Genomic DNA, 17,315 nt, shown 5'->3' with positions numbered 1-17,315 from the left:
CGAGAGACCAGTCATGAACCAGGACCTTCGCGAAAAGCTCTCCGGCGTCTCGGTGGCGACGCTCGCCACGGCGCTCTTCAAGCGCGGGCTGCGCAATCAGGTGATCCAGGGCGTTCATCCGATCGCGCCGAAGGGGCGCAACATGGTCGGGCCGGCCTTCACGCTCCGCTACATGCCGGCGCGCGAGGATCGCAATCAGCTCGCCGAATTCCGCAACCCGCAGCATCCGCAGCGCGTCGCGATCGAGACGTGCCCCGAAGGCCACGTGATGGTCATCGACAGCCGCAAGGACGCCCGCGCCGCCTCGGCCGGCGACATCCTGGTGACGCGGCTGATGGTGCGCGGCGGGGCCGGGATCGTCACCGACGGCGGCTTTCGGGATGCCGCCACCATCGGCGCGCTCGACATCCCCGCCTATCACTCGCGCCCGTCGAGCCCGACCAACCTGACGCTGCACGAGGCGATCGAGATCAACGGGCCGATCGGCTGCGGCGACGCGCCGGTGTTTCCCGGCGACATCATCGTCGGCGACGACGACTGCGTCATCGTCATCCCCGCGCATCTCGCCGAGGAGGTCGCCGCCGAGGCGGTGGAAATGACGGCCTACGAGGACTTCGTCGTCGAGCAGGTGAAGGCGGGCGCGACGATCATCGGCCTCTATCCGCGCACCAAGGACGCGCACCTTGCCGCGTTCGAAGCCTGGCGCAAGACGAACGGACGGTAGGTCCGGCGCCGTGCCGCCCCGCCTATTTCTCGAGCGCCATCACGACGCCGTCCCAGTCCGCGGGCACGGGCTTGCTGCGCAACTCCTCGCAGCGCATGCGATAGGTGGCATAGAGCCGGCGCAGTTCCGGCACGTCGAATCCGGCCGCTTCGCCGAGGGCCGAACCGAGCGTGGCGGTATCGGCCCGCCGGTAGGCCGCGATCATCCGGCGATGTGCATCGGCGAGCGCCCGAAAGTCCGGGCGCGCGGCCATCTCGGCGTCGCCGAGAAGCGCGAACACCTGGAGCGGCTCGGCCCGCCCCACGACCTGCACGCGTTCCACCGCCAGGAAGGCGAGATCGGACGCCCCCTCGCGCACGGCGTCGGAGACGAGGATCGACAGGCCGTAATGCTTGGTCAGCCCTTCGATCCGCGAGGCGACGTTGACGCTGTCGCCGATCGCCGAATAGCTGAACCGCTGCCTGGAGCCGAGATTGCCGACGCAGCACGGGCCCGCGTTCAGCCCGATCCCGATGCGCAGCGGCTCGCCCCGCTCGCGGTTCAGGTCATCGAGCTTCGCCACCATCCGCAGGGCGGCCAGGCAGGCCTTGCGGCGATGGTCCTCGATCGGCAGCGGCGCGTTCCAGAACGCCATGATGGCATCGCCCATGTACTTGTCGATCATGGCCTCCGACTGCAGGAGGATGTCCGTCATCGGGGTCAGAAAGGCGTTGAGCAGCGTCGTCAATTCGTGCGGCGACAGCTGTTCGGACATCGCCGTGAAGCCGCGGATGTCGGAGAACAGCACCGTCAGCTCGCGCGTCTCGCCGCCGAGTTCCAGTGCGCCGGGATCCTCGGCGAGCCGCTCGACGAGGGTGGGCGACAGGTAGCGCTTGAAGGCGTTGCGCACGAAGGTCTTCTCCCGGTTGGTGATGAGGAGAAGCAGCGGCATCGTCACGGCGAAGACGGTCGCGACGGTCACCGCCGGCAGGATCGGGTCGATCAGCAGATGCGCCTGGTCGAAGGCGATCCACGAAATCGCAACGGCGGCGAGGACGAGGAGGATGGTGACGGCCGAGGAGATCAGCGCGCCGGTCCCGCGCACGGTGACGATCAAAAGCAGGCCGAGGACCAGGGCTGCGAGCGTCTCCGCCCCCTTCGCCCAGTCGGGGCGTGAGAGAAAGGACTGGCCGATGATCTGGTCGATGATCTCGGCATGGACCTTCACGCCGGGCATCGAGGCTGCGATCGGCGTGGCGACGAGGTCCCGCAGTCCGACGGCGCTCGTCCCGACGAGGACGATGTGGCCGTCGATCGCCTGCGCCAGATCGTCATGCTGTTGCGGATCGAACAGTGCCGTTGCCGATATCACCCTCAGGTCGGGCATGCCGGAGTAGTAGATCCACACGGAGCCGTCCGGGCCCGTCGGGATCTCGAGCGCGCCGTCCTTCAGCGCCGTCATCGCCGGCTCGCCGCTGTCGATCTCGCCGTTCGAACCGGTGCTCTTGACGATGTAGCTCCCGGCAGCCTGCGCCACGCGCAGCGCCTCCGCCGCGAGCGAGGGATAGAGGTTTCCTTGCGCGCTGGAGATGATCGGGATGGCGCGCACGATGCCGTCGCGGCCGGGCGGGAAGGAGAAAAAGCCGATGCCCGTCGCGGCCTCAGAGAGCGGGGCGAGATTCGTCACGCCGCCCCTGTAGGTGGGCAGGAAGCTCTTCGGATCGGCGCCGGCGAAGGAGAAGCCGGCCTTCGGCGGCCCGAGCGTCCCGGACGTCTCGTTGGAGATCGCGATTCCGGCGGTGACGCTGTTGCGCGAGAAGGCCTCGGCCAGCACCTGATCGTTGTCGATCCGGGTCGCCGCTTCCGGTACCTCGATCTCCGTGCCGGAGCGTCGCAGCTCTTCGACCACCTGCTTCAGCGAGGTCCGGTCCGGCTCGGGAAAGACCATGTCGAAGGCGATGTTCGCGGCCCCGAGTTCCCCCAGCCGGTCCACCATCCGTGCGAGTACGGTCCGGGGCCAGGGCCACTGGCCGAGCTGGGCGATCGACGCCTCGTCGATATCGACGACGACCACCGGCGCCCCGGACTCCTGCCGCGGCAGGACGCGCTGGTAGCCGTCGAAGACGAGGACCGTCAGCCGGTCGAGGATCGTCGTCGGACTGAAGCTCGAGATCGACAGGCCGATGCCGAGAGTCATCAGGCCGACCGTCCAGATCAGCACGCTCTTGCGGCGCTCGCTGCTGTGGCGCAGCCATCGTCCGATCATCGAGGCTCTCGCTTTCCCTGAACCGACGCGGCGTGGCCAACTGCAATCCGGCCGGCGCGCCCCCGCGGGCTCGACCGGATCCTGCGCCGTCCCCCGGCCCATTGCCAAGCCGCCGTTTCATGTGCACGAGATCGGAACATCGTCCGTCGGACAAAGGCTCGGCCGGGATGAACTCGCACAAGGATGTGCTGTCGCACGCCAGCGGCCCGCCCCGCGCCGCACCGGGCAAGCGTGTGCTGCTCGCCTGGGAGTTCGGTGCCGGCCGAACGCACATCGCCAACCTCCTCGGGGTCGCGCTCAGGCTGCGCGGCGCCGGCGTCGAATGCCTGGCATCCCTTTACGAGCCTCACTTCGCCGGAGAATTCGCCGCGCTGAACATCCCCGTCGTGCAGAACTTCGTGTGGCCGGCCCGCCGGCGGGCGCCGCTGACATGGCAGGAACGGCCGATCACCGGCCTCGGCGACGTCCTCACCAATCTCGGCTTCTGCGATTTCAGGACGCTGGGTGCGGCGATCGCTCATTATCGCGGGCTGTTCGAGATCTTCGAGCCGGATGCAGTGCTGTGCGAGACGGCCTTCGGCGGAATTCTCGCGGCGCGTGGCCGCATGCCGGTCTTCGCCTTCGGGTCCGACCTCTGCCTGCCGCCGATCAAGGACGACGCGTTCGCCCTCTACGACCGGGTGAGCGGGCCGCCGTCCTTCGACCAGCGCACGGTGATGACCGCGATCAATGCCGGTCTCGAGCAGTGCGGCGCGCTTCCCCTTGCCGAACTCGCCGACCTCCTGAGGATCGACGGCGTCTTTCCCTATGGACCCGCCGCCTTCGACGTCTACGCCGCCTCGCGCAGCGGCGAGCTTCTGCCGGCTCATCTTCCGGGCGTCCGCCGGCCGATCGAAGCAGGCGAGGGCGGGGAGATCTTCGTCTATCTCCACGGCTTCGTCCAAACGAGTCCGGAGGCGATGGAAGCGCTCGCCGCTCTTCCCGGTCCGGCGCGGCTCTATATGCCGGGATTGACGGATGCCAACCGGGCCCGTTTCCCGGCGGACCGCTTCACGATCGAAGACCACGCGGTTCCGGCCGATCTCATCCTGACGCAGTCGCGCTGCGTCGTCCATCATGGCGGATCGCAGCTGACGACGGCTTGCCTCGCCGCTGGCATCCCGCAGGTGATCCTCGCCAAGGAGCAGAACAACGAGATCGGCGGGCGCTTCGTCACCGAGCGCGGGCTCGGCATGGCGATCGCCATCGGCGCGGCGAGCGGGCGATGGCTGATCGAGGCGGTGAACCGGGCGCGGGACGATGCGGCCATGCATGCCCGCTGCCGCGCGGCCCGGCCCGAATTCCTCGCCTGGATCGAGCGCGACCCCTCCGACATCGTCGTCGACGCGGTTCTCGGCCGGCTGGCGGCGATCTGACATGCGCCGCCGATGACACCGCCGCCGCGCCGGATGCCGTGCCGGAACCACAGCGCGCATTCGGACCATCAGTTGTTGGTTCCGGTGCCCGACCCCGTCCGCTGCCCGGCGAAGACGCCCGTCGCCGACCACGCGCCGCCGGACGTCTCGAGGTTGAAGTTGCCGATCGTGCCCGCGAGTGTGTTGGCGCCGTCGTTGACGAAGGCGCCGTGGATCGCGCCTGCGGCGCCGTCCGACGCTTCGCTGATGAAGCCCTCATAGACGTTGCTGCCGTTCGGCAGGTTGAGCGGCCCGGCGAAGTTGCGCCCATCGAAATGGCCGATCTGCATGTCGCCGGTGCGGCTGCCGAAGTTCCACTGCATGTCCATGCTGCCGGAGGCGATATAGTTGGCATTGCCGTTGATGACGTTGCCGACGGCGTTGCCGGAAAAGGTCGCGGTCATGTTGCTGGTCACCGCAGCGTCGACCTGCGCCAGGGTGGAGACGTCGCCGGCGACCCAGGTGCCGAGATGGACGCTCGATTCGGCGACTTCGGTGCCTGATGCGGCGTCCACCGCGCGGATCTGCGTTCCCCACCACCCCCATTCGAGGAATTTGCAGTCGCATAGTCGGCCGTTCGGCAGGAGGGTCGTTTGCGGGACGGCGTCGCCGGAAACAAAGTATGTTCTGTTATTGGTGCCTTCTTTCTGATAGTAGCGCGTAGAGTTATTCCCGTTGTTCGAATCTATATATGTGCGCGCGGGATTTTTATTTCGCGCGGCAGCATATTTGTCATCATCTATGTAGCTGGATGGGCCGTAGCTGCCATTGCCGTTGATTCCGTCGCCAAACGCAACGCGAAGGCTCGAGTCTCCATAGGGGCTGTCAAGCTGGATCTCTCCGCCGACCGAATTCCTCTGTCGGTCGAAAGCCACCTGCATATTCGAGAGTTCGGCCTCGCTCGTCGCGGGCCGGGAGACCAGGTTTCCGCCGCCGGTGGCTGTGCTAGTGGGGGAATGTATCTCCACGGTGCCGGCCGCATAGCCGAGCAGCTTCGATTCTCCGAGGACCCGGGTCGTCGCCTGGCCAGTTAAGAAATCCTGCTGCGATTGCTCCTTCTCCAGATCGAGAACATGTAGCGTCGAGAAGTTTTCATATCCGCTCCCATTAGCCGGACTGTCCGACAGAAAGTCCAGGATTTCCGAGTCGGCGGAAAGTACGAGGTTTTGGCCGTTCGAGCCGAATATCTCGTTCCCACCCCCAGGGGCGGAAATCGAGCTGATTGCGCCGCTGAGGAAAGACGACGGCTGAGTGCTCCCTGAGCGATAGCTTCCGCGCCTGCCGTAGTCGATGCTCAAGCTTCCGCTTGTGTTTGCAGAAAGCGCGCCGACACTGATGCCGACGCCGCTCGTCTGGTCGGCACCCGATCCCTTGATCGACAGCCAGGCCTGGAACACCGTCGGATCCGACGTACCGTTAGCCGGTTCAGCGACGTAGAAGGGAGAGATCGTTGCGCTGCTGTAATCAGTACCCAAAGCAGCGGCACGCATGAACGGCACCGGCAGATCCTGCATCATATCTCTCGTGAACGAGTAAGTGCGGATGTCACCATTGCCGAACACACCGACGTTCTGCACGGGTGTCCCGCGCACCCCGTAGAGCGGCTGTGAATGATCGCCGTCGATCGCGAGCACGTAAGCGGTAAATCCATCCACGCCGGAATACGCAGTTCCGGTCAGCGGCTGCCCGGCGAGAGTGGCGCCACTCGCAGCTGCGATGGGATGCGACGAAAAGTGATCGTCGTCGTAGATCGGCAGCGTGAGCGTGCCCTTGGAGATGGCGCCGGTGCCTGTGGTGGTTCCTGCCTGGACTTGGAGATTGGCGACTTCGTCGGTCTCGGCAGATCCTCCGACCAAGCCGATTGCGCCGGGGTTCGAGAACGGCCCATAGGTCGCCCCTGCCGTCAGCACCCGCACCGGGATCGTCTGCGGCCCGCCGCCCGTGCCGTTCTGTCCGTCGATCGCATCCTGCCGGAGCTCGTCCTGCGAGGCGCCGGGGTTAGAGAACGGCCCATAGGTCGCCCCTGCCGTCAGCACCCGCACCGGGATCGTCTGCGGCCCGCCGCCCGTGCCGTTCTGTCCGTCGATCGCATCCTGCCGGAGCTCGTCCTGCGAGGCGCCGGGGTTAGAGAACGGCCCATAGGTCGCCCCTGCCGTCAGCACCCGCACCGGGATCGTCTGCGGCCCGCCGCCCGTGCCGTTCTGTTCGTCTATCGCATCCTGCCGGAGCTCGTCCTGCGAGGCGCCGGCGATCACCGGCCGGTCCGCATCGAGCGGAGGCTCAGGGCGGGGGGTCGGCGTCGGCGGGTGGTTGAACGGCGGCGTGACGTTGGAGTTGGTCTCGGCGATGCCGCTAGCGACGACGATCGCATCGGTCGGATGCCGGGTCGATCCGCCATGCGTGCCCGGCCGCCCGGACAGCGCCAACTGGATCTGGGAGACGCATTCCGGCGGCGTCTTGACCACCGTGCGCGAGTTCCTGTCGCGGCCGGTGGGATCTGTGACTACGGAATAGCCCGGCTTGTAGACCCGCTGCGGCGGCCGGCCTGCGCCCGTGACCGTCATCTCGTCGCCGAAGATGAAATCGACATGCTGGGGATAGGGGCAGCCGGAGCGGGACGTCGTCAGGCCGCTGCCGCTGAGATCGAGGTCGACGACCGCGCCGCGCACGCCCACCGTCCCGACCGGCGTGTTCAGCGTGACGCCGTTCGGGGTCTTGGACGTCTTCCCGCCGACGAACCGGAAGATGCCCTTGCTCAAGGTCGCCGCGACCTTGGCCGTGCCGGCGTTCGGATCGTAGACGAAGCTGTCGACGGTGATCTGCGATTTCGGGCTGACGGTGAAGGCGGTCCCGTCCTTCAACAGGATCTGCACGAGACCCGCCTGGTCGGTGGTGATCTGCTCGTTGTGGATGATATTGCCGCCGAGGCTGATCGTGCGGACGGGACGCGAGCCCGTCGCCTTCTGGTTGACGGCGGCTGTGACGCCGACGGACTGTGCGAAGGCCGGACTGGCCGCGAGCGCCAGGATCGAGATGGTCGACATAAGCCGCTGGGAATGACGCATGGCGAGCCTCGTCAAAAGCGCTTGGCAATGCCGAGCGAGGTGCTGACATTGTCGTAGGTGTAGAGATCGTAGTTCGAATGGACGTCGCGATAGCTCGCCGACGCCTGGACGGACCAACCGTCGCGGATCGGGACTTCCAGCGTGCCCTCGACGAAGCCCTCGTGCACTTCCTGCGCGATCGTGCTGCTGAAGACCGGGTCCGGACTGTCGTAGTCGCGGTGGACATAGCCGACGGCCAGACCGGCGGTCCAAGGATCGCTGGTCGGCATGGTGAAAGGGGCGGAGAAGTTCAGCTTGCCGCCGACCGTGATGTCGACCTCCGTCACGCTCTCGAAGGCGGCATCCGCATCGCGCCGATCGGCCTCGACGGTCGCGTAGCCGATCAGGTTCGACAAGAACTGGTGCTGGAAGGAGAGCGCACCGCGGTACCGGTCGCCGTTGCGGTTGGAGGACGTCGGTCTGAGGATGGTGTCGTGGAAGTCCTCGTAGCGGTATTCGCCGGTCAGGATGACGCGCGTGCGCGGGTCGATGACCTTGACGAAGTTCATCCCGACGCCGCCCGAGGCGAGATAGGGATCGCTGTTCAGCGTCACGCCGCCGAGAATGCCGTAGATTTCGAGTGAAGCGCGGGCGATCTCGAAGCGCTCGAGGTCGAAGACCGGGCCGACCGTCAGTTCCGCAAGACCGGTGTTCAGCTCGTCGTGGTCGGCATAGAGGGCCCCATAGGTCTTCAGCGTCGCTTCGAGCCGGTCGCCCTGGTTCTGCAGGTCGTGGGAATAGCGGAAGCTGCCCGCGACGAAGCCGTTGACGTCGGACTGTCCGAGCGCCGATCCGTTCAGCAGGAAGTCGACCCCGTTCAGCCGGATGCGGCTGTCCTGCGGCGCGGCGTTGGCGTTCGACTGCCAGCGCACGCCGGAGACGATGATGCCGGAGAACGTGTCGATCTGCTGGTCCTTGTCGATCGCCGCGAGGTAGCTTTCGACCTTGGCCTTGACCGGTTCGGGCACGTTGGGTGCCCCCAGCGCGCCCTGGAAATAGGTCTTCGCCGTCTCGTAGGCGCCGAGCCGGTAGTAGAGGACGCCGAGCTCCAGTTGCAGCCGAGGCAGGCCGGGCGCGAAGATCAGCATGCGCTCGAGTGTCGCGATCGCGGCCTCGAGATCGCCCGCCTGGGACGACAGGGCGGCATATTCGAATGCGGTGTCGAGGTCGGACGGGTTCGCCAGCATCCGCGCGAACAGCGCCTCGCGCCGGGTTCGGATCTGCGCAAGCGCGCCCGGCTCGGCGCGAGGCGCAACGTTCGGCTCGACCGTCGCGGCCTCGGCCGGCGCGGCATCCGTCGTGGCGGCAGCCGCGGTGCCTGGCGCGGCGACGCTGCACGCGAGCGCCGCCAGGAGCCAGGCGAGCGGCGACCAGGCACACGCGTCCTTTTCCGGCCGACGCGGCGCACGGGCCGACCTTCTGCGCAGCGACCCTGCCGCTCCGCCATGTTCGGATCGAGCCGTTTTTGCGGCGTCGTCCGGTCCCCCGCTACGCATCATGCGTCCCCTCATCGCTCTCGCGCGGGCGACCACGCCGGCCAAGCCGACGGGTGCTGCGCCGCGAGGTCCCCACCTCGAAGCCGGCTCCGCGTCATGCCTGCCGATCGCAAGCATGACTTCATCATCGAAACAGATACCGGAGCGGCATCCATGCCCCTTCGCACCGGCCATGCCGCCACAGGAGTCCCCTCGGATCGCTCGACCCGCTCCTGCGCCGCACCGCCGGCCGGCAGCGTCCGGCCCGAGGCCGATCTCTACCCAGCAGGGGAAGCTATGCTTACCTATAGTAAGATGTAAAGTGCGTATGAGCCACAGTGCGCGGTTCTGTTTGTCTTCCGCTTGGTTATGTCGACGCCGCGATGATGTCTTCCATGGGGCGAGGCTTTCGGAAGCTCACTTGGGAGAATAGAAGGTCCTTAAAGACCTTGGCCGAGGCGGTGGACAGGCGGCTGTACGCAGGACGGCATCAAGATCTTCCAAGGACGGTGCATCCGAGTGGCGAGGTCGCGCGGATCATGAAGACCGCGCGAAGCGCTTGGCCCGGCGTCCGCTACGGCATCGGGAAGCCCGGTTCCGGGCTGGCCGGGTGACAGCGCAACGCGACGGATTGCGGCCGGAACCCAGCGTCGGCGTCATCGCTCCCGCCTGCCACTTTGCGACCGCGCCTGCGGTACCGGCACCCGAAGTGATAGGAACATGAGCGGTCGATGCGTCGGCAGGCGCCGAGACGGCCGGATCGGGGCCCGTTCGAACCGACCGGCCGACAGAGCCGCGGCCATCTGTGCGGGGATGGACGCTCAGGCCGAGTCCCGCATCACCAGCCGCGCCGGCAGCCGCAGGTCCTTCGCCGGCGCATCGCCGTTCTGCAGCGCTTCGAACAGCATTTCGGTGCTGCGTTCGGCGAGGGCGGCGACGTCCTGCGCGACGGTGGTGAGCGGCGGGCAGGTGTAGCGGCTGAGCGGATGGTCGTCATGGCCGGCGATCCGAAGGTCGCAGCCGTCGCCGCGCCCGATCGTCAGGCCGCGCTCGAAGGCCGCCGCCATGGCGCCGAAGGCGATCCGGTCGTTGGCGCAGAGCAGCGCCTTCGTCGGCAGGCCGGGCCCGTCGAGGAGCCGTGCCACCTCGGCGATGCCGAGTGCCTCGAAGTCCCAGCTCGGCGCGCCGCCGCCGCCGATCAGGATCGGCTCCAGCCCGAACCGCTGCACGGTTTCGATGTAGGCAGCTCGGCGCTCGGCGGCGTTGCGGTTGACCTCGGGCATCTCGACGAAGGCGGGATGCGCGCCGGTGCGGCAGAGATATTCGGTGATCAGCGCCAGGCTCTGCCGGTTGTCGGTGCCGACGAAAGGCGCGCGGCCCTCCAGCGGCGCGTCCAGGAGGACCAGCGGGATATCGATGCCGAGACGCGAAAGCAGCGCCGCGTCGCTCGCCGCGCCGAGCGGTGCCATGAGGGCGCCGGCGACCTTCAGCGCGATCAGCGTGTCGACGGCTCGCGCCTCCAGATCGGGCGAGCCGTGCGAGGCGATGACGATCGGCCAGAAGCCGGCATCGAGGCAGCGCAATTCGATCCGCCGCACCAGTTCGGCATAGAAGGGATCGGTGAGGTGCGGGACGATCACGCCGACATGGCGGGTCTGCCGGCGGTTGAGGTTGCGGGCGAAGAGGTTCGGCCGGTAGCCCGACGTCTCCAGTGCCGCCTCGATGCGGCGCCGGGTGGCGGCGCGCACGCTCTGCGGATCGTCGAAATACTTCGACAGGGTCGGGCGGGAAACGCCACTCGCCTGCGCGAATTCATCCATCGTCCGGATCGGCTTCTGGCTCACGCCTCGCTCCGCCGCATCGCCTGCTTTCTCGTCATTCACCGAACTGTCCGCCGCGCCGAAAGAGCGATCAGGCCACATCGTCGAACTTCGACCAGATCTTTACGCGCGTAAAATGTCAAGTTGACGCCCGGGAGTCCGGGCGATAGATCCGAGGCACGCGATGGAAGAGGGCCGGTTCGGCTGCGAGACCAGCGGAGGAGGCATGCGCAAGATCGTCACCGCCGGCGAGATCCTCGTCGAGATCATGGCGCGCGACATCGGCCAGAGCTTTCTGACGCCGGGTCCGCTCGTCGGGCCGTTTCCCTCCGGCGCGCCGGCGATCTTCATCGATCAGGCCGGGCGGCTCGGCCAGCCCGCCGCCATCATCGCCAGCGTCGGCGCGGACGATTTCGGCCGGCTGAACATCCGGCGGCTCGAGGAGAGCGGCGTCGACGTCTCGGCGATCGCCGTGCATGACGGCGCCGCAACCGGGAGCGCCTTCGTGCGCTACGAGGCGGACGGACGGCGCCACTTCGTCTTCAACATCCAGAACAGCGCCAGCGGCCTGATCGCGCTGGACGAGCCGGGGCGGGCGCTGCTCGCGACCGCCGGCCACTTTCACGTCACCGGCTCCTCGCTCTTCTCGGAGCGGGTGATCGCGGTGGTGAAGGCCGGCATCGAGGCGGTGAGGGGCAGGGGCGGGACGGTCTCGTTCGACCCGAACATCCGCAAGGAGATGCTGGACGCTCCCGGCCGGCGCGAGGCGCTCGAATTCGTGCTGGACAGGACCGACCTCTTCCTGCCGAGCGGCGACGAACTCTTCCTGTTCGCAGACGTCGGGGACGAGGCGGCGGCCGCCGCCGAAATCCTGGCCCGCGGCGTCTCTGCGGTCGTCGTGAAGAAGGGCGCTGCGGGCGCTACCTGTTATGACCACGCCGGCGCCGTGCAAGCGCCGGCCTTCCCGGTCGAGGAAGTCGATCCCACCGGAGCCGGCGACTGCTTCGGCGCCGCCTTCGTCAGCTTCTGGCTCCGCGGCGAGCCGCCGGAGCGGGCGCTCCGCTTCGCCAATGCCTGCGGTGCGCTCGCGGTGACGAAGAAGGGCCCCATGGCCGGCACCGCCACCTTCGCCGAAGTCGAAGCCTTCCTGGAGAGCCAAAGATGACCAATGCCACCGAACGCCTGCGCCAGCTTCCGGCGCTTCACGCCGACGGCAAGCGCGCCGGCATCACCTCCGTCTGCTCGGCGCACCCGCTCGTCATCGAGGCGGCGCTCGCCCACGGCAAGGCGTGGAATGCCGACGTCCTGATCGAGGCGACCTGCAACCAGGTCAATCAGGACGGCGGCTATACCGGCATGACGCCGGCGGACTTCCGACGCTTCGTCGAGGTCATCGCGGCAAAGGTCGGCTTTCCGCTCGAGCGGCTGATCCTCGGCGGCGACCATCTCGGCCCCAATCCGTGGAAGGACCGACCGGCCGAGGAAGCGATGGCGAAGGCCGAGGCGATGATCGCCGCCTTTGCGGCCGCCGGCTTCACCAAGATCCACCTCGACACCTCGATGGGCTGCGCCGGCGAGACGGTGGCGCTCGACGATCGCACCACCGCCGAGCGGGCGGCGCGGCTCGCCGCGGTCTGCGAGGCGAATCTTGCGGGGACGAAGCCCGTCTATGTCGTCGGCACCGAGGTGCCGGTCCCCGGCGGCGCACTGGAGGCGCTCGACCATCTGCAGGTGACGCAGCCCGAAGCGGCGCTCGCCACCGTCGAGGTGCACCGCGAGGCCTTCACCGCTCGCGGCCTCGACGACGCCTTCTCGCGCGCCATCGCGGCCGTCGTGCAGCCGGGCGTCGAGTTCGGCAATGCCGATGTGGTGGTCTACCGGCCGGAGGCGGCGCGGGCGCTCTCGGCGACCCTCGGGCAGATGCCGCAGTTCGTCTTCGAGGCGCATTCCACCGACTACCAGCCGCGCGAGGCGCTGAAGGCGCTGGTCGACGACGGCTTCTCGATCCTGAAGGTCGGGCCGGGCCTTACCTTCGCGCTGCGCGAGGCGCTCTACGGTCTCGACGCGATCGCGGCGGTGCTGGTTCCGGACGTGGACCGCACGCCTCTGCCGGCGGTCATGGAGGAGGTGATGCTGGCAGCGCCGGGCAACTGGAAGAAGTACTATCCGGGCACGCCGCAGCAGCAGGCGGTGGAACGGCATTTCTCGTTCAGCGACCGGATCCGCTACTACTGGCCGGAACCGGCCGCCGGAAAGGCGGTCGACGATCTCCTGGCGGCGCTCGGCGATCGCAGCATCCCGCTGACCCTCGTCAGCCAGTATCTCGGCCGGCTCTACGTTAAGGTCGCCGCCGGAGCCGTGACGCCGACGGCGCGTGCGCTGCTTCTCGGCAGCGTCGAGGCCGTCCTCGACGACTACGCCTTCGCCACCGACGCCGACTGAGCCGCGCGACGGTCGCGTCGTTGAGGGCAGGGCGGCGGCTACGGGCGCTGCCGCTGCCCGTGCCGGGAACGGGCGGCGCGGCAGAGGGACGGAGCTGGCGCTCCGTCACCGGCCCGACGTCGCCGGCCTCTGCGGAACCCTCTCAGTTGAGGCGACGGCCGCTCGCCTTGTCGAAGAGGTGCAGGGACGCAGCGTCGGCGGCCAGGCGGATCACCTCTCCCTCCTGCACGTCCGGCCGGCCGTGGAAGGCGACGGTCGCGGGCACGGAAGCGATCTCGCCGGACAGCTGGAGTTCCGCTCCGGTTGGCTCGACGAGGTCCACCCGCATCGGCAGGACGGCGCCGGCGTCCGCCTCCGCCGCGAGCCGCAGATGCTCCGGCCGTATGCCGAGGACGACCTCCGTGCCATCCTCGGCGGCGCTGCCGGGGGCGAGCGGCACGGCAAGCGAGCCGACCCGCACCACCGCATCCGCGCCCGACCGCTCGATCGTCCCGTCGAAGAGGTTCATCGACGGCGAGCCGATGAACGAGGCGACGAAGACGTTGGCCGGGCGGTCGTAGACCTCCAGCGGCGCGCCGACCTGCTCGATACGGCCGGCGTTCAGCACCACGATCTTGTCGGACATGGTCATCGCCTCGATCTGGTCGTGGGTGACGTAGATCGAGGTCGTGCCGAGCCGCTTCTGCAGGCCGCGGATCTCCGAGCGCATCTGGACGCGCAGCTTGGCATCGAGGTTCGACAGCGGCTCGTCGAAGAGGAATACCTGCGGCTTGCGCACGATCGCCCGGCCCATCGCGACGCGCTGGCGCTGGCCGCCGGACAGTTCCTTGGGGTAGCGGTCGAGATAGGGCTCGAGGCCGAGCAGCTCCGCCGCCTGCCGGACGGCCGGAGCGATGTCGGCCTTCTTGACGTTCCGCAGGCGCAGGCTGAAGCCCATGTTCTCGGCGACGGTCAGGTGCGGATAGAGCGCATAGTTCTGGAACACCATCGCGATGTCCCGGTCCTTCGGCGCGACGTCGTTGATCACCCGGCCGTCGAGCGAGATGCGGCCGCCGGTGATCGGCTCGAGCCCCGCGATCATCCGCAGCAGCGTCGACTTCCCGCAGCCGGACGCGCCGATCAGCGAGACGAACTCGCCCTCGGCGATGGCGAGATCGACGCCGTGGATGACTTCGATCTTGCCGTAGTTCTTGCGCAGGTCCTTGATGTCGACGGCAGCCATCCGGCGTGTCTCCTGAGGGTTCGAAATGCTGCGGGGCGGTCCGGCGGCCGCGGCCTCAGGACAGCGTCACCACCTTGGTCAGGTGGCGCGGCGCGGTGGTGTCGATGTTCTTGGTGCGGGCGACCTGCTCGCCGAAGAGCTGCAGGGCGGGCAGCATCTCCAGGGCCCGGGCGAGGCCGTCCGCCTGCATAGGGATCGACAGATCGCCTTCGCCGCCGATGCCGACGACCGCCGCGCCCTTGTCGCGGACGTCGCGCGCGACCTTCTCCTCCTCGGCCCGGGTCTGCGGCGTATAGAGGAGGACCACCAGCGTCTCGTCGTCGACGAGGCTGATCGGGCCGTGCCGGTATTCGAGCGGATGGAAGAACTGCGAGTAGCTGAGGCTCATTTCCTGCAGCTTCAGGGCGCCTTCCGCGGCGATGCCGAAGAGCGCCGAGGCACCGAGATAGACGAAGTGCCGCCGGCCCGCGACGATGGCGGAGCCGCCCTGTTCCATGGCGCGGAGCGCAGCCTTGGCGGCATCGACGATGTCGGTGTCGACGGCGACGCCGGCCATCCGCAGCCCGGCGAGCAGCATCAGGCTCGCGGAGGCGGTCATGACGACGCCTTCCTCGGCATGGGTCGGAAGATAGACCGAGCGCGCGGCCGCCTTGGTGACGGCGCTGCCGTCCGCGCAGGTGATCGCCAGCGTGTCCATTCCGGCAGCGGCGGCCGTGCGCAGCGCCCGGACCGTTTCCGTCGACTCGCCGCTGCGCGACAGGCCGACGACGCAGAGATCGGTCCGCTCGCCGACATAGGCGCGGCGGTGCAGGTCCCACTCGGCGCCCGGCACGGCGAGGGCCGTCCGCCCTTGGAGATTGCAGGATGCGGCGAGCGTCTGGGCGAGGTAGTAGGACGTGCCGCAGCCGACGAAGACGATCGTCCGGTCCGGAAGGGGCGGCAGATCCGCCTCGAGGGCCTTCTCCCAGAACGGGAACTGCTCGTAGATGACGCGCTCGGTGACACTCATCACCAGCCTCCTTAGGATCAAGTTTCTGCTTGTTATTTCTGGGCGCCGGCCATCAGCCCGCTGACGAGGTAGCGGTTCAGGAACACGACGAGCACGATCGGCGGAATGATCGCGAGAATGCCCGCGGCGTTCATCAGGCCGTAGTCGACGTAGTTGCGGGTGACGAATTCCGGGATCAGGACGGTCAGCGGCTTGGTCGCGAGCGTCGGCGAAAACACCAGCGGTACGATGAACTGTCCCCAGGCGTTGAGGAAGGTGAGAAGCGCCGCGGCGATCAGCCCGGGCGCGGCGAGCGGCAGGACGATGCGCAGCAGCGTGTAGACGCGGCCCGCCCCATCCAGCCACGCCGCCTCTTCCAGCGAGATCGGCATCGCCTGGTAGACGGTGCGCATCAGCCAGAGCGCCAGCGGCAGGAAAGCCGAGGTGTAGATCAGCGTGATCCCGACATAGGTGTCGATCAGGCCGAGCTGGATCATCAGCCGGTAGAGCGGGATCATCACCGTGTAGGCCGGGATCGCCATCGTGGCGACCACGAGCACGAACAGCATGTTCCGGCCGGGGAAGTTCAGCCGTACAAATGCGTATGCACCGAAGGCGGCGATCGCCACGGTGACGATCGTGGCGCCGAGCGAGGTGACGAGGCTGTTGACGAGCGCGGCCGAGAACTCCGGCCAGACCGACTGCACGGTATTGCCCTGGGAGACGCTGGAGCCGCCGAACAGGCGGGCATAGTGCTCGAGCGTCACGTGGGCCGGCCAGAAGTGCGCCGTCTTCGAGACGAGCTCGTCCGGCCGCGTCAGGCTGGTCGCCAGCGCCCAGTAGATCGGCCCGAGCGACCAGAACAGGAGCACGAGGATCCCGAGGATCTTGGCCGCGGTCGGCGCGGCGCCGGTGAACGTGCGCTTCGCCATCAGTCCATCCTCGTTTCGCGATAGACCTTGAGGACGTAGATGAGCGAGACGACCAGCGAGGCGATCATCGCCAGGAGCGACAGCGCCATGCCGTAGGAAAACCGCAGGTTCTGGAAGGCGGACATGTAGACCTGGATGATGACCGAGCGCGTGTCGAGGCCGGAGCCGCCCATGATCCAGGCCTCGTCGAAGAGGTTGAAGGCGAAGACGGTGGACTGGCTCATGGCGATGGCGAGGCCGCCCGAGATCAGCGGCAGCGTCACCAGGCGGAAGGACTTGACCGCCCCGGCGCCGTCGAGCTTGGCGGCCTCGTAGAGGTCCTTCGGCACGCTCTGCAGCGCGGCGAGGAGGATGATCGCCGTCAGCGGCGTCATGCGCCAGACATGGACGAGCGTGATCAGGAAGAGGGCGGTGCCGCGGTCGTTGAACCAGACATGCGGATGGCCGATGACGCCGAGCGACAGCAGGACGTGGTTCAACAGGCCGTAGCTCGGATTGTAGATCCACAGCCAGACGATGGCGTTGACCACCGGCGGCAGGCACCAGGGCAGGACCACGGCGGCGAGGAGGAACTGCCGGCCGTAGCGGACCGAGTTGAGGAGCAGGGCAGCCGCAAGGCCCCCGAGCGTCTCCAGCGTCACTGCCATCAGCACATAGGCGAAGGTGTTCAGCCAGGAGGTCTGGACGTTGCTGTCGGTGAAGAGCCCGGCATAGTTCTGCAGGCCCACGAAGGGTTGGCCGGCGCGCATCGGATCGACGCGGTAGAAGCTGTCGACGACCGTCGTGACGAGGGGCATGAAGACCAGGCCCCCCATGATCACGACGATCGGCACGACGAAGGCGAGCCCGAGGGCCGCCTCGCCGCCGAAGGCCGGCCGCCTGGCGAATGTGGTGTCGGTTGCCATGCGG

General features: G+C 67.9%; 12 protein-coding genes. 4 read left to right on the top strand and 8 right to left on the bottom strand.

Annotated features, from left to right (window positions below):
- Positions 1-13 precede the first annotated feature (13 nt).
- Positions 14-724 (top strand): ribonuclease activity regulator RraA, encoded by a 711-nt coding sequence (locus AB5S17_RS14515; protein WP_369240563.1) that lies wholly within the window; start codon positions 14-16, stop codon positions 722-724.
- 22 nt (positions 725-746) lie between these two features.
- Here the strand turns inward: AB5S17_RS14515 and AB5S17_RS14510 are convergent, their stop codons facing one another.
- Positions 747-2,969 carry a CHASE2 domain-containing protein gene (locus tag AB5S17_RS14510; RefSeq protein WP_369240561.1) on the bottom strand — a complete coding sequence of 741 codons (2,223 nt, stop codon included), beginning with the start codon at positions 2,967-2,969 and terminating at the stop codon, positions 747-749.
- Between the two features lie 167 nt (positions 2,970-3,136).
- Between AB5S17_RS14510 and AB5S17_RS14505 the strand changes: the two genes are divergently transcribed.
- Positions 3,137-4,384: a glycosyltransferase gene (locus AB5S17_RS14505; RefSeq protein ID WP_369240559.1), complete on the top strand. Its 1,248-nt coding sequence runs from the start codon at positions 3,137-3,139 to the stop codon at positions 4,382-4,384.
- Between the two features lie 68 nt (positions 4,385-4,452).
- Here AB5S17_RS14505 and AB5S17_RS14500 read toward each other — a convergent pair whose 3' ends face one another.
- From AB5S17_RS14500 to AB5S17_RS14490, 3 genes are all read right to left on the bottom strand, one after another.
- On the bottom strand, positions 4,453-7,488 hold the full coding sequence (locus AB5S17_RS14500; RefSeq protein WP_369240557.1) for a FecR domain-containing protein: 3,036 nt from the start codon (positions 7,486-7,488) through the stop codon (positions 4,453-4,455).
- A gap of 11 nt (positions 7,489-7,499) precedes the next feature.
- The gene (locus tag AB5S17_RS14495) at positions 7,500-9,026 is read right to left on the bottom strand and encodes a hypothetical protein (RefSeq protein WP_369240555.1); all 1,527 of its coding nucleotides are present in this window, start codon (positions 9,024-9,026) and stop codon (positions 7,500-7,502) included.
- Between the two features lie 797 nt (positions 9,027-9,823).
- Positions 9,824-10,846: a LacI family DNA-binding transcriptional regulator gene (locus AB5S17_RS14490; protein ID WP_369240553.1), complete on the bottom strand. Its 1,023-nt coding sequence runs from the start codon at positions 10,844-10,846 to the stop codon at positions 9,824-9,826.
- 202 nt (positions 10,847-11,048) lie between these two features.
- Here AB5S17_RS14490 and AB5S17_RS14485 point away from each other — a divergent pair, with 202 nt between their 5' ends.
- Positions 11,049-11,987: a sugar kinase gene (locus AB5S17_RS14485; protein WP_369240551.1), complete on the top strand. Its 939-nt coding sequence runs from the start codon at positions 11,049-11,051 to the stop codon at positions 11,985-11,987.
- A complete protein-coding gene (locus tag AB5S17_RS14480) occupies positions 11,984-13,264 on the top strand; it encodes a D-tagatose-bisphosphate aldolase, class II, non-catalytic subunit (RefSeq protein WP_369240549.1) in 1,281 nt (426 codons plus the stop codon). The genes AB5S17_RS14485 and AB5S17_RS14480 overlap by 4 nt, the downstream gene beginning before the upstream one ends.
- 142 nt (positions 13,265-13,406) lie before the next feature.
- On the opposite strand, the gene AB5S17_RS14475 is transcribed toward AB5S17_RS14480, so the two are convergent.
- Genes AB5S17_RS14475 through AB5S17_RS14460 form a run of 4 tightly spaced genes read right to left on the bottom strand, consistent with a single transcriptional unit; the run spans position 13,407 to position 17,311 of the window.
- Positions 13,407-14,486: an ABC transporter ATP-binding protein gene (locus tag AB5S17_RS14475; protein ID WP_369240547.1), complete on the bottom strand. Its 1,080-nt coding sequence runs from the start codon at positions 14,484-14,486 to the stop codon at positions 13,407-13,409.
- Between the two features lie 55 nt (positions 14,487-14,541).
- Positions 14,542-15,495: an SIS domain-containing protein gene (locus AB5S17_RS14470; RefSeq protein ID WP_369240545.1), complete on the bottom strand. Its 954-nt coding sequence runs from the start codon at positions 15,493-15,495 to the stop codon at positions 14,542-14,544.
- A 32-nt stretch (positions 15,496-15,527) separates the two neighbouring features.
- On the bottom strand, positions 15,528-16,406 hold the full coding sequence (locus AB5S17_RS14465; protein ID WP_369240543.1) for a carbohydrate ABC transporter permease: 879 nt from the start codon (positions 16,404-16,406) through the stop codon (positions 15,528-15,530).
- Entirely contained in the window at positions 16,406-17,311 is a 906-nt protein-coding gene (locus tag AB5S17_RS14460; protein ID WP_369240541.1) for a carbohydrate ABC transporter permease, read from the bottom strand. The genes AB5S17_RS14465 and AB5S17_RS14460 overlap by 1 nt, the downstream gene beginning before the upstream one ends.
- Positions 17,312-17,315 lie beyond the last annotated feature (4 nt).

Origin of the sequence: Jiella sp. M17.18 (assembly GCF_041027365.1) — a bacterium.
GTDB lineage: Bacteria > Pseudomonadota > Alphaproteobacteria > Rhizobiales > Rhizobiaceae > VKMB-3413.
This window is presented reverse-complemented; position numbering and strand designations above follow the sequence as displayed.